Source organism: Amycolatopsis sp. NBC_00355, from assembly GCF_036104975.1.
In the GTDB taxonomy this organism is placed as follows: domain Bacteria; phylum Actinomycetota; class Actinomycetes; order Mycobacteriales; family Pseudonocardiaceae; genus Amycolatopsis.
The window spans coordinates 4,496,975-4,509,359 of the sequence record NZ_CP107982.1; the positions used below are offsets into that span (position 1 = coordinate 4,496,975).

Consider the following 12,385-nt stretch of genomic DNA (forward strand, 5'->3'; position numbering starts at 1 on the left):
CTCAAGGAGGCCTTCACGGACGGACGAGCGTCAGCCGGGCTGGCCGGGCTGCTGCGGGTGCTGCTGCTGGGCGTACGGCTGCTGCTGCGGGGCCTGGCCCGGGAACTGCTGCTGCGGCTGGCCCGGGTAACCCTGCGGGGCGCCCGGCGCCGGCGGCTGCTGCGCGAACTGCTGCTGCGGCTGCGGCGCGGCCTTGGACCGGTTGAGCACCAGCGAGACGACGATCAGGGCGACGCCGACCAGGCCCAGCACGATCCCGAACGTGGGCTGCATGTCGTCGGCCCACGAGAGGAGCCGGAACTCCATGTCGAACTGCTCGAGGACGAACGTGCCGAAGCCGAGGACGGCGAACAGGATGCCGATCCGCATCATGATGGAAGACATGGAAAACCCCCAACGGGCAAGGAAAACGGGAGCAGACCGCCCCCGACGGCCCGCAATGGGACTCGAACGATAACGACCGGTCGAAGCCCTGTCCCCGGATTTCCCGATTTGTTACCTCACGTCCGCTGGAGCGAGTCCGGGCCCAGGTCGGCGAGCGTCCGGTGGCCGGAAAGTCCCATCGTCAGGTCGAAGTCGGCCAGGATGCTCCGCAGCACGTGCCGGACGCCGTCCTCGCCCGCGTGCGCCAGGCCGTACACCCACGGGCGGCCCACCAGCACCGCGCGGGCGCCGAGCGCGATCGCCTTGAGGACGTCGGCGCCGGTGCGGATGCCGGAGTCGAACAGCACCTCCAGCCGGTCGCCGACCGCCGCGACGATGCCGGGCAGCGCCTCGAGCGCGCCGATCGCGCCGTCGACCTGGCGGCCGCCGTGGTTGGAGACGACGATGCCGTCCATCCCGGCCTCGGCCGCGCGGCGCGCGTCGGCGACGTGCTGGATGCCCTTGAGCACGATCGGGCCGTCCCAGTGCTCACGCAGGAACGGCAGCTGGTCCCACGTCCGGTCGGCGCCGGTGATCATGCCGAGCCAGCGCAGGATCGCCGTGCCGGAGTCCTCTTCCGGTGTCTTCTCCAGCAGGCCGCGGAACACCGGGTCGGTGAACGCGACGGCGAGCCCCTCGCCCTTGAGGAACGGCAGGTAACCCTGGTCCAGATCGGACGGACGCCAGGCCAGCGTCCACGTGTCGAGCGTGACGACCAGCGCCGTGTAGCCGGCCGCCTTCGCCCGGGCCAGCAGGCTCGCGCAGACGTCCGGGTCGCCCGGCCAGTACAGCTGGAACCAGCGCGGGCCGTCGCCGTTGGCCGCGGCGACGTCCTCGATGCCGGTCGACGACGCCGTGGAGAGGATGAACGGCAGGCCGACCGAGGCCGCGGCGCGGGCCGTGGCGGACTCGGCGTCGGAGTGCACGATCGACTGGACGCCGACGGGCGCGACGGCCACCGGCGCGAGCAGCCGGGTGCCGAGCACCGTGGTCGACAGGTCGCGGTCGGTGGCGCCGGTCAGCATCCGCGGCACGACGCGCCAGCGGTCGAACGCCTCGCGGTTCGCGCGGGCGGTCGCGCCGGAGCCGGCCGCGCCCGCGACGTAGGAGAACGGACCGGGCGCCATGACCTCGCGGGCCGACGCTTCGAGCTTCGTCGCGTCGGTCGAGCTCGGCGGCAGCTGACCACCGAGACCCTGCAGGTAGAGCTCGTTCTGGTAGCTGCCGAAGCGTTCGGTCACGTCTGCCTCCTCGCGTTCGAGGCGCACTGTACCCGTCGGTAACGGCCTCGCGCCTCAGGCCGGGGGACGCTGCATGGGCTGCATCGGCGGCCCGCCCGGCGGCGAGAACGCCGGGCCGTGGTCGGTGAACCCGAGCCGCCGGTAGAGCCGCGCGCTGTCCGGCGAACTGGCTTCGAGGTAGGTCGACGCGCCCTCGGCGTCGTAGCGGTCGAGGCCGTGGCGGACCAGCCGCGCGCCGAGGCCTTCCCGCTGCCGGCCGGGCCGGACGCCGATGAACTGCGCGTGCCAGTGCGGTTCGCGCGGCTCGCGGGCGGCCAGCAGGCCGAGCAGGACGCCCAGCCGGTGCAGTTCGTCGTCGTCGAGGCCCGGGATCAGCACGTCACCGCCGCCCTCACCGCCGGCGGGGGTCCAGATCACCGCGGCCGTGTGGTCGGCCGTCAGGTCGACGCTCCCGGTCGCGACGGCGAGGTCGGTGAGCGCGCGGAAGAACGCCGGGTGCGCGCGGGTGCGGCGGCGGTCGTCGCCGGGGAAGATCCAGCGGCTCATCGGATCGTCCTGGAACGCCGCGACGAGGATGCCGACGACGGCGTCCACATCGGACGGACCCGCGGACCGGACGTCGCTCATCGGCCCACCAGCTCCTCGGTTTCGCGGACCGGGCCGCCGATCCCGGCGTAGACGTCGGGGAGCCGGGTGCGCAGCGACTCGCCCCGCAGGAAGCCGACCAGCCCGGCCAGCGCCAGCAGCCCCGGCAGGCCCCAGCGCAGCAGCGGGTTCGAGCCCGCCGGGCCGAGCAGGACGGCGAAGTGGACGACGATGAGCACCAGGATCACGCTCAGCGCCAGCGCCGCCAGCAGCGGCGCGACCTGCCGCCGCCAGCGCGTCTCCTCCCCCGGATGACGCCGGAAGAAGCCGGCCACCGACAGCGAAACCGCGATCATGATGATCGTGACGCCGGTCGACGCGGTGACGCCGGTCCAGGTGAACAGGTCGGTGAACGGGTCGCGCCCGGCCAGCGCGAACACCGCGACGACGACGAAGGCGATCGTGGTCTGCACCAGGGAACCGCCGATCGGGGCGCCGGTGCGCTTGCTCGTGCGGCTGAACCCGACGGGCAGCAGGCCGTCCCGGCCGAGTGCGAAGAAATACCGGCCGACCGCGTTGTGGAAACTCACCATCGCGGCGCATTGGCTCGTCAGGAACAGTACGTAGGCGACGCCGGAAAAAGCCGTACCGAGGTGTTCCCCGGCGAGCCCGAACAACAGGCCCGGCCCTTCGGCGGCGGCCCGTTCCACGATGTGGTCGGGGCCGGTCGCGACGGCCATCCCGAGCGAGGAAACGACGTACAGCACGGCGGTCAGGCCGATCGCGATGTAGGTCGCCCGGCCGACCGTCCGGCTCGGGTCGCGGCATTCCTCGCCGTAGGTCGCGGCGCCTTCGAAACCGAGGAAAACGGCGATGGAAAAGGCGAAGACGGCGCCGGTCCCGGCGGTGAACAGGCTCGACGGCGCCAGCGGCGCCAGCGAAACGTGACCGCCGGCCGGGTGCGCGAACATACCGGCGTTCACCACCACGAGCACCGCGACCTCCAACGCCAGCGCGACGCCGAGCACCTTCGCGTTGAGGTCGATCCGCAGCACCCCGGCCGCGCCGACGACCAGCACCGTCAGCAGCGCGATCACCCACCACGGCACGTGCACGCCGAACAGCGCGGCGAGCCACGTCGAAACGGAAAGGCCGAAGATGCCGTAGATCCCGAGCTGGATCGAGCTATAGGCGACGACGGTCACGTAGGCGACACCGGTGCCCGCCGATTTCCCGATTCCGTGGGCGACGTACGGGTAGAACGCACCGGCGTTCGTGATGTAACGGCTCATCGCGGCGTACCCGACGGCGAACAACGCGAGCACGGGAGCCAGCACCACGAACGAAAGTGGCACCCCGATACTGCCTGTCACAGCGTAGGTCGCCGAAACCCCGCCGGCGATCGCGTACAGCGGGCCCGCCGCCGCGACCACGAAGAACACGATCTGGACGGCCCCGAGCCGCCGGGCGCCGAGGCCGCGCCGTTCGGGCGTGTGCGTGCGCATGAACCTTTCCCACTGCTTGGAAACCGCCGGAGAATCCGAAGTGATCTTGGCGGCGGTCCACAGAGTAGGGGCAGCGCCCCCGCCGGCGGTACGGCCGATCGGGGTAAAACGCCCAGGCACCGGAAACCGCCGGAGGACGTACCGCTATCTTCGGGATCCTTCACGTCGATAGCCCAGGGGGCCCATTTCCGTCATGCGCCGGCTCACCTTGGTCGATTCGTTCTTCTTCCTCGGGCACGACGAGTTCACCGGGCGCGCGGTGCTCGGCCGGACGTCGCTCGGCATCGGGCTGGCCGGCGCGGTGTTGTGCGACCTGTTGTTCAGCGACCGGATCACCGTCGAAGACCGCAAGGTCCGCCCGATCACCCGGCGGCCGCCGGGAATTCCGACCATGGACCGGATCTTTTCCGAAATCCTCGGCGAATCCGCCGCGCACGGCGTGCGCGACTGGATCGACCACCTGCGCGCCACCCTGCCGTCGATCACCGCCGACAACCTCATCTCGCTCGGGCTCGTGCGCCGCGCCCCGGATCGGGTGCTGCTGCGCCGGACGCACCGCTACCCGCCCGCGGACCTGCTCGTCTCGACGGCCGCGCGCAGCAAGGCCCGGTCGGCGGTCTTCGGCGTCGAGCAGCCGGACCCGCATGCGGCGTGCCTGGCCCTGCTCGCGTGGACCGCGGGGGTCTCCGACCTGTGCGAACCGGAACTCGGCCGGGCGCAGGTGCGCACCTGGATGGCCGACACCCACGAGTCGCTGCCGCGCCGCATCGCCGACGTGATCACCGGGGTGGAGGCGGTCGCCGCGGCCGTCGTCTACACCGGCGACCGGAAGTGACCGGCGGGACCGGGCCGTTCGTCACCGGTCCGGCCACCGTCACGGCCGGATGGCTTCCGTGGCGACAGCCGCCCGCCGCTCGGGGGCCGGTCCGCTGCCGGCCGGATCGGTAACCTGGGCGCGTCCGCAGTCGACGTCCCCTGGAGGAGACATGCGCGCGCACGACGTGGTCCTGTTCGGCGCCACCGGCTTCACCGGCGGTCTCACCGCCGAGTACCTGGCCCGGCACGCGCCCGCGGACCTGCGCTGGGCGCTGGCCGGGCGCAACCGCGGCAAGCTCGAGGCCGTGCGGGCGCGGCTCGCGGAGATCGACGACCGGTTCGCGGCGCTCGACCTGCTCGTCGCCGACTCCGGCGATCCGGCGTCGCTGCGCGCCGTCGCCGAGGCCACGAAGGTCGTGATCACGACGGTCGGGCCGTACCTGAGCCAGGGTGAGCCGCTGGTCGCGGCGTGCGCCGAGGCGGGCACCGACTACGTCGACCTGACCGGCGAGCCCGAGTTCGCCGACCTGATGTACCTCAAGCACGACCGGCGCGCCCGCGAGACCGGCGCGCGGCTGGTGCACGCGTGCGGGTTCGACTCGATCCCGCACGACCTCGGCGCGTGGTTCACCGTGCGGCAGCTGCCCGAAGGCGTGCCGCTGCGCGTCGACGGTTACGTCCGGGCGAGCGGGATGCCGTCGGGTGGCACGTTCCTCAGCGCGCTGACCGTGCTGTCCCGCATGCCGGCCGGCGCGCGGGCGGCTCGCGAGCGCGCGGCCGCCGAGCCGCGTCCGGCGGGCCGGTTCGCGCGGGCCCCGCTCGGCCGGCCGCACCGGGTGCCCGGCGTGGGCTGGTGGGCGGTGCCGCTGCCGACGATCGACCCCGAGGTCGTCCGCCGGTCGGCGGCCGCGGTCGAGCGCTACGGCCCGGACTTCACCTACCGGCACTTCGCCGCGGTCAAGCACCTGCCGGTGCTGGCGGGCGGCGCGGTCGGTGTCGGCGCGCTGTTCGCCGCCGCGCAGGTCCCGCCGGCCCGGCGGGCGCTGTCCCGGCTGCTGGCGCCGGGCAACGGGCCGAGCCCGGAACGCCGCGCGCGGTCGTGGTTCTCGGTGCGGTTCATCGGCGAGGGCGGCGGCCGGCGCGTGGTGACCGAAGTGTCCGGCGGCGACCCGGGTTACGACGAGACGGCGAAGATGCTCGCGGAGTCGGCCCTCTGCCTGGCGACCGACGACCTCCCGGAGACGGCCGGCCAGGTGACCACGGCGGCGGCGATGGGCGACTCGCTGCTCGACCGGCTCACCAAGGCGGGGATCCGCTTCGAGACCCTCTGACCGCTGCCCCTCCTCTCCCGGGCCGGCCGGTTTCACGCGGTTTCACAGTGCCGTGGCGTGAAACTTTGCCGGTGTGATGGATCTTCTGCCGCTCCCGAGCCGCGTTTAGCGTCGATCGGGTTCTGCGCGGAACTCCCCATCCCCCTGTTCTCGAGGAGCGTCATGAGACTGCCCCAACGGTTCGCCGCGCTCGGCGGGGCGACGGCGGCGGGCATGGTCGTGGTCGGCATCGCCGTCGCCGCGCCCGCGCAGCCCACCCCCACGCCACCACCCGCCGTGTCGGCCGCGCAGGCCCAGGCCAACGCCACGAACGCCGCCGCCGGCCTGGTCGGCGCCCGCCCGGCCGCCCTGTTCGCCGGATCCCACGACAAGTTCGTCCAGCGGGACGTGCGGTCCGCGTCCGGCCTGTCGTACGTCGTCTACGACCGCACCTACGACGGCCTGCCCGTGATCGGCGGCGACCTGGTCATCGCCACCGACTCCGCGGGCACTGTGAAGACCACCTCCGTCGCCCAGCAGCAGCCCCTCGGCGACCTCGACGTCCACGGCGCCAAGCTCACCGCGGCCCAGGCGGACGCTGTCGCCGCCAAGCAGGTCCGCGGGCCGAAGGGCCTGCCCGGCGGGAAGCTCGTCGTCGTCACCGACGGCAGTGGCCGCCTCGCCTACGAGAGCAACGTCGAAGGCACCGACTCGCGCGGCGAGCCGAGCAGCCTGAGCGTCTACGTCGACGCCGTGGACGGCCGGGTGCTGCGGACCGTGCAGCACGTCGCCGCGGGCACCGGCACCGGCAAGTGGAACGGGCCGGCCCCGCTGCCGCTGAACACCACGAAGTCCGGCAGCACGTACTCGATGGCCGACCCGAACACGGCCAACCTGGACTGCCGCAACTACAGCAACGACTCCGTCCTCACCGGCTCGGACGACAGCTGGGGCAACGGCACCGGCACGAACATCGAGACCGGCTGCGCGGACGCGTTGTTCGTCACCCAGACCGAGAAGAAGATGCTCTCGGAGTGGGTGGGCCGCAACGGCTTCACCGGCAACGGCGGCGCCTGGAAGATCCGCGTCGGCCTCGACGACGAGAACGCGTACTACTACAACTCGCGCCCGGCCTACGTGAACCTCGGGCACAACCCGAGCGGCGAATGGGTCGGCTCGCTCGACATCCTGGGCCACGAAATGGGCCACGGCGTCGACGACTACTCCGGCTCCGGCGGCTTCTCCGGCGGCGGGACGCAGGAGTTCATCGCCGACACCTTCGGCACGGCGACGGAGTTCTACGCGAACGAGCCGTCGCAGTACGACCCGCCGGACTACGCGATCGGCGAAGAGGTCAACCTGGTCGGCACCGGCGCGATCCGCTACATGTACGACCCGTCGAAGGTCGGCGACCCGAACTGCTACTCCAGCTCCACCCCGAACGCGGAGGTGCACAAGGCGGCCGGGCCCGGCGACCACTGGTTCTACCTGCTGGCCGAGGGCAGCAACCCGACGAACGGCCAGCCCACCAGCCCGACCTGCAACAACACCACCGTGGCCGGCCTGGGCATCCGCAAGGCGATCAACATCATGCACGGCGCCGTCCAGCTCAAGACGTCCGGCAGCTCGTACGTGCGCTACCGCACGTGGACGCTGCAGGCCGCCAAGAACCTGTACCCGAACAGCTGCACCGAGTTCAACGCCGTGAAGGCGGCGTGGAACGCGGTCAGCGTGCCGGCGCAGTCCGGCGACCCGACGTGCACCGACTCGACCCCGACCACCACGCCCCCGACGACCACGCCCCCCACCACGACGCCGCCGACGACCACGCCGCCGCCGGGGAACTGCACCGGCCAGAAGCTGCTGAACCCGGGCTTCGAGTCGGGCAAGACGTCGTGGACCGACCCGAACACCACCATCGGCCAATGGGGCACCCAGGCGCCGGCGCGCTCGGGCACCTACGCGTCGTGGCTCGGCGGCCAGGGCGTGACGCACACCGACACGCTTTCGCAATCGGTGGCGATTCCCGCGGGCTGCCACGCGAGCCTGACCTTCTGGCTGCGCGTGAGCACGGCCGAGACCGAGAACGTCGTCTACGACAAGCTGATCGTGTCCGCCGGGTCGACGGCGGTGGCGACGTACTCGAACCTCGACCGCAACCCGGCCTACGCGCAGAAGACGATCGACCTGTCGTCCTACGCCGGCCAGACCGTCACGCTCAAGTTCGCCGGCACGGAGGACCAGTCGCTGCAGACGTCCTTCGTCGTCGACGACACGGCGCTCACCCTCGGTTGATCCCGGCGGGGCCTGCTACCTACTTTGGTGGCAGGCCCCGTTGCGCCAGGTGCAGCGGGTATTCATGCTTACCCGATGGAAGGGTTTCCCGCGGAGGTCACGGCGGCGGTCCGGGAAGGACCGTTCGACGTGGCCTTCGACTTGGCGATCCGGCATCGCGGGCTGAGCCTCGAGGCGCTGCAGCGGCGGATGGCGACCCGCGGCGCCCAGGTCAGCCTGGCGACGCTGAGCTACTGGCGGCGGGGCCGGCGTCACCCGGAAGGGCAGCGCTCGCTGCACGCGGTCGGCGTCGCCGAAGGCTGTCTCGGCCTGCCCGCGGACGCCTTGACGATCCTGGCGGCCCGGCCGCGCGTGCGCCGGACCGAGCCGTGGCCCGGCGGGGTCAGCCTGGCCAGCGCGCTCGGCGCCGAGCCGACCGAGCTGGGCTCGTGCGACGGCATCGACCTCGACGGCAACGCCCGGCTCGCGATCGCGTCGGTGCACCAGCGGGCCACGCTGACCGCGGACCGCACCGAGGCCTCGGTGCGCACGGAGATGGTGGTGACCAGCCGCGACGACGGCGTCGACCGCTGGGTGTCGTTCTTCCGCCCGCAGACCGGCGGCGCCCACCACCCGGTGCTGCGGTCGGCGCGCTGCTGCCGCCCCGGCCGGATCCGCCGCGACCCGTCGTCGGAGCTGCTGGCCGTGGAGCTGCGGTTCGACTACCCGCTGCGCGCGGGCGAGACGTACGTGTTCGACTTCGACTTCGGTTACGACGGCCCCCCGCCGGAGACGAGCTACCTGCAGTTCGGCATCCGCGCCCCGGCGCGTCAGCTGGTGCTGCAGGCCTGCTTCGACCCGGCGGCGGTCCCGGTCCGCTGCTACCGCTACCACCGCCCCCGCGACGGCTCCCCGGACACCGCGCGGGAACCGGAGCTGCCGGTGGGCCCCAGCCTGACCGGCCACATCGCGGTGCTGGACGCGCAGCCGGGCGTCTACGGCATGGTCTGGGAGTGGGACTGACGGTCGATCTCGTAGTCCGCTTCCTCGAACGAGCCCACCCGCGACCGCAACCGGCCCGTCGAGAACGGCCAGCTGAAGCTGTTGCGCCCGTTGACGTCCGTGTAGTAGCTCGAACAGCCGCCGGACTGGTAGACGGTGCCGGGCAAAGCCGCCTGGACCTCGGCGTCGAACGCCGCCTGGGCCTCCGGGCGCACCGCGACCGACGCCCAGCCCGAATTCAGCGTCCGGGTCACCGCGGCGACCGTGTGCCGCAGCTGGGCCTCGAGGATCATGAACGCCGACGTGTGACCGGTGCCGAGGCTCGGGCCGAGCAGCAGGTACAGGTTGGGGAACCCGGCGACCGTCGTGCCGAGGTACGCCGAAGGGCTGCCCCGCCAGTGGTCGTCGAGGCTGCGGCCGTCGTCGTCGAACACGCGGGCCGACACCGGCATGTCGAGGATGTGGAAGCCGGTGCCGAAGACGATCGCGTCGACTTCCGCCGCCGAACCGTCCGCACCCACGACCCGGTGGCCGGCTACCGAAGAGACCGCGGTCGGATGGACGTCCACTGTGGACTTCGTGAGCGCGCGGTAGTACGTGTTCGACATCAAGAGGCGCTTGCAGCCGAGTGTGTAGTCCGGTGTGAGCTTTCGGCGCAGCACCGGGTCCCGCACCGCGAGCCGCAAGTGCGCGAGCCCGAGCTTCTGGACCTGCCGCAGCAGCCACGGGTGCCGGAAGCCGAACCCGAGCGTCTCCATGGCGCCGTACTCCACACCGCGCAGCATCCGTCGCAGCGCCGGGAACCGCCGCAGCAGCACCCGTTCGACGCCCGGGACGTGGTGGTCCGGCTTGGGCAGCACCCACTGCGCGGTGCGCTGGAACAGGTGCAGCCGCTCGACCCGGTCGACGATCTCCGGGACGAACTGCACCGCGGACGCGCCCGTGCCGATCACCGCGACGCGCTTGCCCGTCAGGTCGTAGCCGTGGTTCCAGCGCGCGGAGTGGAAGACCTCGCCCGGGAAACCGTCGAGACCGGGCAGGTCCGGGATCAGCGGCTCGTGCCACGGCCCGGTGCCCGCGACCAGGATCCTCGCCGTGTAAGGCCCTCGGGACGTCGCCAGCTCCCACCGCGCCTCAAGAGCGTTCCACCGCGCCCGCGTCACCTCGACGCCGTACCGGATCTTCGAAGAGACGCCGAACCGCGACGCGGTGTCACGCAGGTAGGCCCGGATCTCCGCCTGACCGGCGAACGCGCGCGTCCACTCGGGATTCGGGGCGAACGAGTACGAGTAGAGCGCGGACGGGACGTCGCAGGCACAGCCGGGATAGGTGTTGTCGCGCCAGGTGCCGCCGAGTTCGGCGGCCTTCTCCAGCACGGCGAGGTCGTCGACGCCGGCCTGGCCGAGCCGGATGGCCGCACCCAGCCCCGAGGCCCCGGCGCCGACGACGAGGACCGCGAAGTCGCGTTGTTCCATTTTCGGAGACTAACAGTATCTCAGTACTACTGGTACTCCAGTTCCGTGACTCGCTAGAGTGCAGGCATGGCCCGACTCACCCGCGCGGAAAGCCAGGCGCGCACCCGCGAACAGCTCATCGAGACCGCCAAGCAGCTCTTCCTGTGTGACGGTTACTCGGTGACGTCGCTGGAGAAGGTCGCCGACGAGGCCGGGTACTCGAAGGGCGCGGTCTACTCGAACTTCCGCAACAAGGACGAACTCTGCCTCGCCGTGCTCGACCGGATCCACGACGAGCAGGTGGAGGCGGTCGCGGAGGCGCTGGTCGGCGCCGACGGGATGGAAGGGCTGCTGACGGCGTTCCAGTCGTGGGCCGAGCGCAGCATCGGCGACGAGGCGTGGACCGCGCTGGAGGTCGAGTTCGCCACGACCGCCCGGCGCAACCCGCACGTGCGGGCCGAACTGGCCGCCCGCGACAAGACCATCCGCGACACCATCGCGAGCCTGCTCTCGGGCTACGCCGAGCGGTTCGGGATCACCCTCCCGATGTCGGCCGACGACGCCGCGACGGCGCTGCTCAGCCTGGGCATCGGCCTGGGTGTCCAGCGCGCGATCGACCCGACGATCCCGGTGAACGTGCTGCCGGACGTCATCCGCATCTTCGCCGGCGCCCGCTGACCACCCCGAAATAGTCTACTTCGGCTTGGCTTTTTTCCCTATTTGCCAACAACTTCGTCCCCCCTTGTGGCGGTGCTGACCCTTCGCTACCGTGGCGCTACGCCGCAGCACCACCAGCAACCCGTTTCCGGCAGCCGAAGGGCCACCGAATTCCGGGTGCTGTCCGCCATGCCCACAGCGTCATTGCCCAACGGCCGTGCTCCCCCACGGCACGTTTCGCGGAAAGGGTTTTCCCCCATGAGCAAGAAGTTGCGGCCGGTCCTGATCGGCGCGCTCGGCGCGGCCTCCGTCGCGGCCCTCGTGATCACCACGCCCGCGCTCTCCTCGGCCGCCCCCGCACCGAGCGCCGCCTCGGTCAGTGCGGTCAAAGCCGTCGGCGACCTCTCCGTCGCGGCCAAGAAGGAGATCGCGATGAAGCTGGTCTCCAGCGCGGAAAACTCCTCCCTGGACTGGAAAGCGCAGTACAAGTACATCGAGGACATCGGTGACGGCCGCGGGTACACCGCCGGCATCATCGGTTTCTGCTCCGGCACCGGCGACATGCTCGAACTGGTCCAGGCCTACACCGACGCCGTCCCGAACAACCCGCTCGCGAAGTACCTCCCCGCGCTGAAGAAGGTGAACGGCACCGACTCGCACAGCGGGCTCGGCTCGGCGTTCGAAAGCGCGTGGAAGCAGGCCGCGGCCACGACCGCGTTCCAGACCGCGCAGAACAACGAGCGCGACCGCGTCTACTTCAACCCCGCGGTGAGCCAGGGCAAGACGGACGGCCTGAGCAACCTCGGCCAATTCGCCTACTACGACGCCATCGTGATGCACGGCCCGGGCACCGACCACAGCAGCTTCGGCGGCATCCGCTCGGCCGCGCTGAAGAAGGCCAAGACCCCGGCGCAGGGTGGCGACGAGGCGACCTACCTCAAGGCGTTCTTCGCCGCCCGCAAGGTCGTCATGAACGAGGAAGAAGCCCACTCCGACACCTCGCGCGTCGACACCGAGCAGGTGACGTTCCTCAACGCGGGCAACTTCGACCTGCACACCCCGCTGAAGTGGAAGGTCTACGGGGACTCCTACACCATCAACTGACGTGGGTGCGCGAC

General features: G+C 71.5%; 11 protein-coding genes. 6 read left to right on the forward strand and 5 right to left on the reverse strand.

Annotation, left to right across the window (positions count from 1 at the left end; translation table 11 throughout):
• Positions 1-30: 30 nt before the first annotated feature.
• From OHS18_RS19730 to OHS18_RS19745, 4 genes are all read right to left on the reverse strand, one after another.
• On the reverse strand, positions 31-384 hold the full coding sequence (locus OHS18_RS19730; protein ID WP_328450478.1) for a hypothetical protein: 354 nt from the start codon (positions 382-384) through the stop codon (positions 31-33).
• Between the two features lie 116 nt (positions 385-500).
• Positions 501-1,664 (reverse strand): lactate 2-monooxygenase, encoded by a 1,164-nt coding sequence (locus tag OHS18_RS19735; protein ID WP_328618023.1) that lies wholly within the window; start codon positions 1,662-1,664, stop codon positions 501-503.
• A 54-nt stretch (positions 1,665-1,718) separates the two neighbouring features.
• Positions 1,719-2,291, reverse strand: a complete 573-nt coding sequence (locus OHS18_RS19740; protein ID WP_328618024.1) for a GNAT family N-acetyltransferase — start codon at positions 2,289-2,291, stop codon at positions 1,719-1,721.
• Positions 2,288-3,754 (reverse strand): APC family permease, encoded by a 1,467-nt coding sequence (locus OHS18_RS19745; protein ID WP_328450472.1) that lies wholly within the window; start codon positions 3,752-3,754, stop codon positions 2,288-2,290. The genes OHS18_RS19740 and OHS18_RS19745 overlap by 4 nt, the downstream gene beginning before the upstream one ends.
• Positions 3,755-3,947: 193 nt before the next feature.
• Between OHS18_RS19745 and OHS18_RS19750 the strand changes: the two genes are divergently transcribed.
• From OHS18_RS19750 to OHS18_RS19765, 4 genes are all read left to right on the forward strand, one after another.
• On the forward strand, positions 3,948-4,589 hold the full coding sequence (locus OHS18_RS19750; RefSeq protein ID WP_328450470.1) for a GOLPH3/VPS74 family protein: 642 nt from the start codon (positions 3,948-3,950) through the stop codon (positions 4,587-4,589).
• Positions 4,590-4,740: 151 nt separating this feature from the next.
• Positions 4,741-5,901, forward strand: a complete 1,161-nt coding sequence (locus OHS18_RS19755) for a saccharopine dehydrogenase family protein (RefSeq protein ID WP_328618025.1) — start codon at positions 4,741-4,743, stop codon at positions 5,899-5,901.
• A gap of 162 nt (positions 5,902-6,063) precedes the next feature.
• Positions 6,064-8,175 (forward strand): M4 family metallopeptidase, encoded by a 2,112-nt coding sequence (locus OHS18_RS19760; RefSeq protein WP_328618026.1) that lies wholly within the window; start codon positions 6,064-6,066, stop codon positions 8,173-8,175.
• A gap of 75 nt (positions 8,176-8,250) precedes the next feature.
• Positions 8,251-9,177: a hypothetical protein gene (locus tag OHS18_RS19765; protein ID WP_328450464.1), complete on the forward strand. Its 927-nt coding sequence runs from the start codon at positions 8,251-8,253 to the stop codon at positions 9,175-9,177.
• Here the strand turns inward: OHS18_RS19765 and OHS18_RS19770 are convergent.
• Positions 9,150-10,631 (reverse strand): flavin-containing monooxygenase, encoded by a 1,482-nt coding sequence (locus tag OHS18_RS19770; RefSeq protein WP_328618027.1) that lies wholly within the window; start codon positions 10,629-10,631, stop codon positions 9,150-9,152. The two genes, OHS18_RS19765 and OHS18_RS19770, sit on opposite strands and share 28 nt — an antisense overlap.
• 66 nt (positions 10,632-10,697) lie before the next feature.
• On the opposite strand from OHS18_RS19770, the gene OHS18_RS19775 reads away from it, so the two are divergent.
• Complete coding sequence (locus OHS18_RS19775) at positions 10,698-11,288, forward strand: TetR/AcrR family transcriptional regulator (protein ID WP_328450460.1); 591 nt, start codon at positions 10,698-10,700, stop codon at positions 11,286-11,288.
• A 237-nt stretch (positions 11,289-11,525) separates the two neighbouring features.
• Positions 11,526-12,371 (forward strand): chitosanase, encoded by an 846-nt coding sequence (locus OHS18_RS19780; protein ID WP_328618028.1) that lies wholly within the window; start codon positions 11,526-11,528, stop codon positions 12,369-12,371.
• Positions 12,372-12,385: the final 14 nt, after the last annotated feature.

Excerpts from the sequence above, each read along its gene's own strand:
- OHS18_RS19760 (WP_328618026.1), top strand. The coding sequence starts at position 6,064 with ATGAGACTGCCCCAACGGTTCGCCGCGCTCGGCGGGGCGACGGCGGCG.
- OHS18_RS19775 (WP_328450460.1), top strand. The coding sequence starts at position 10,698 with ATGGCCCGACTCACCCGCGCGGAAAGCCAGGCGCGCACCCGCGAACAG.
- OHS18_RS19755 (WP_328618025.1), top strand. The coding sequence starts at position 4,741 with ATGCGCGCGCACGACGTGGTCCTGTTCGGCGCCACCGGCTTCACCGGC.
- OHS18_RS19765 (WP_328450464.1), top strand. The coding sequence starts at position 8,251 with ATGGAAGGGTTTCCCGCGGAGGTCACGGCGGCGGTCCGGGAAGGACCG.
- OHS18_RS19730 (WP_328450478.1), bottom strand. The coding sequence starts at position 384 with ATGTCTTCCATCATGATGCGGATCGGCATCCTGTTCGCCGTCCTCGGC.
- OHS18_RS19745 (WP_328450472.1), bottom strand. The coding sequence starts at position 3,754 with ATGCGCACGCACACGCCCGAACGGCGCGGCCTCGGCGCCCGGCGGCTC.
- OHS18_RS19770 (WP_328618027.1), bottom strand. The coding sequence starts at position 10,631 with ATGGAACAACGCGACTTCGCGGTCCTCGTCGTCGGCGCCGGGGCCTCG.
- OHS18_RS19750 (WP_328450470.1), top strand. The coding sequence starts at position 3,948 with ATGCGCCGGCTCACCTTGGTCGATTCGTTCTTCTTCCTCGGGCACGAC.
- OHS18_RS19780 (WP_328618028.1), top strand. The coding sequence starts at position 11,526 with ATGAGCAAGAAGTTGCGGCCGGTCCTGATCGGCGCGCTCGGCGCGGCC.
- OHS18_RS19740 (WP_328618024.1), bottom strand. The coding sequence starts at position 2,291 with ATGAGCGACGTCCGGTCCGCGGGTCCGTCCGATGTGGACGCCGTCGTC.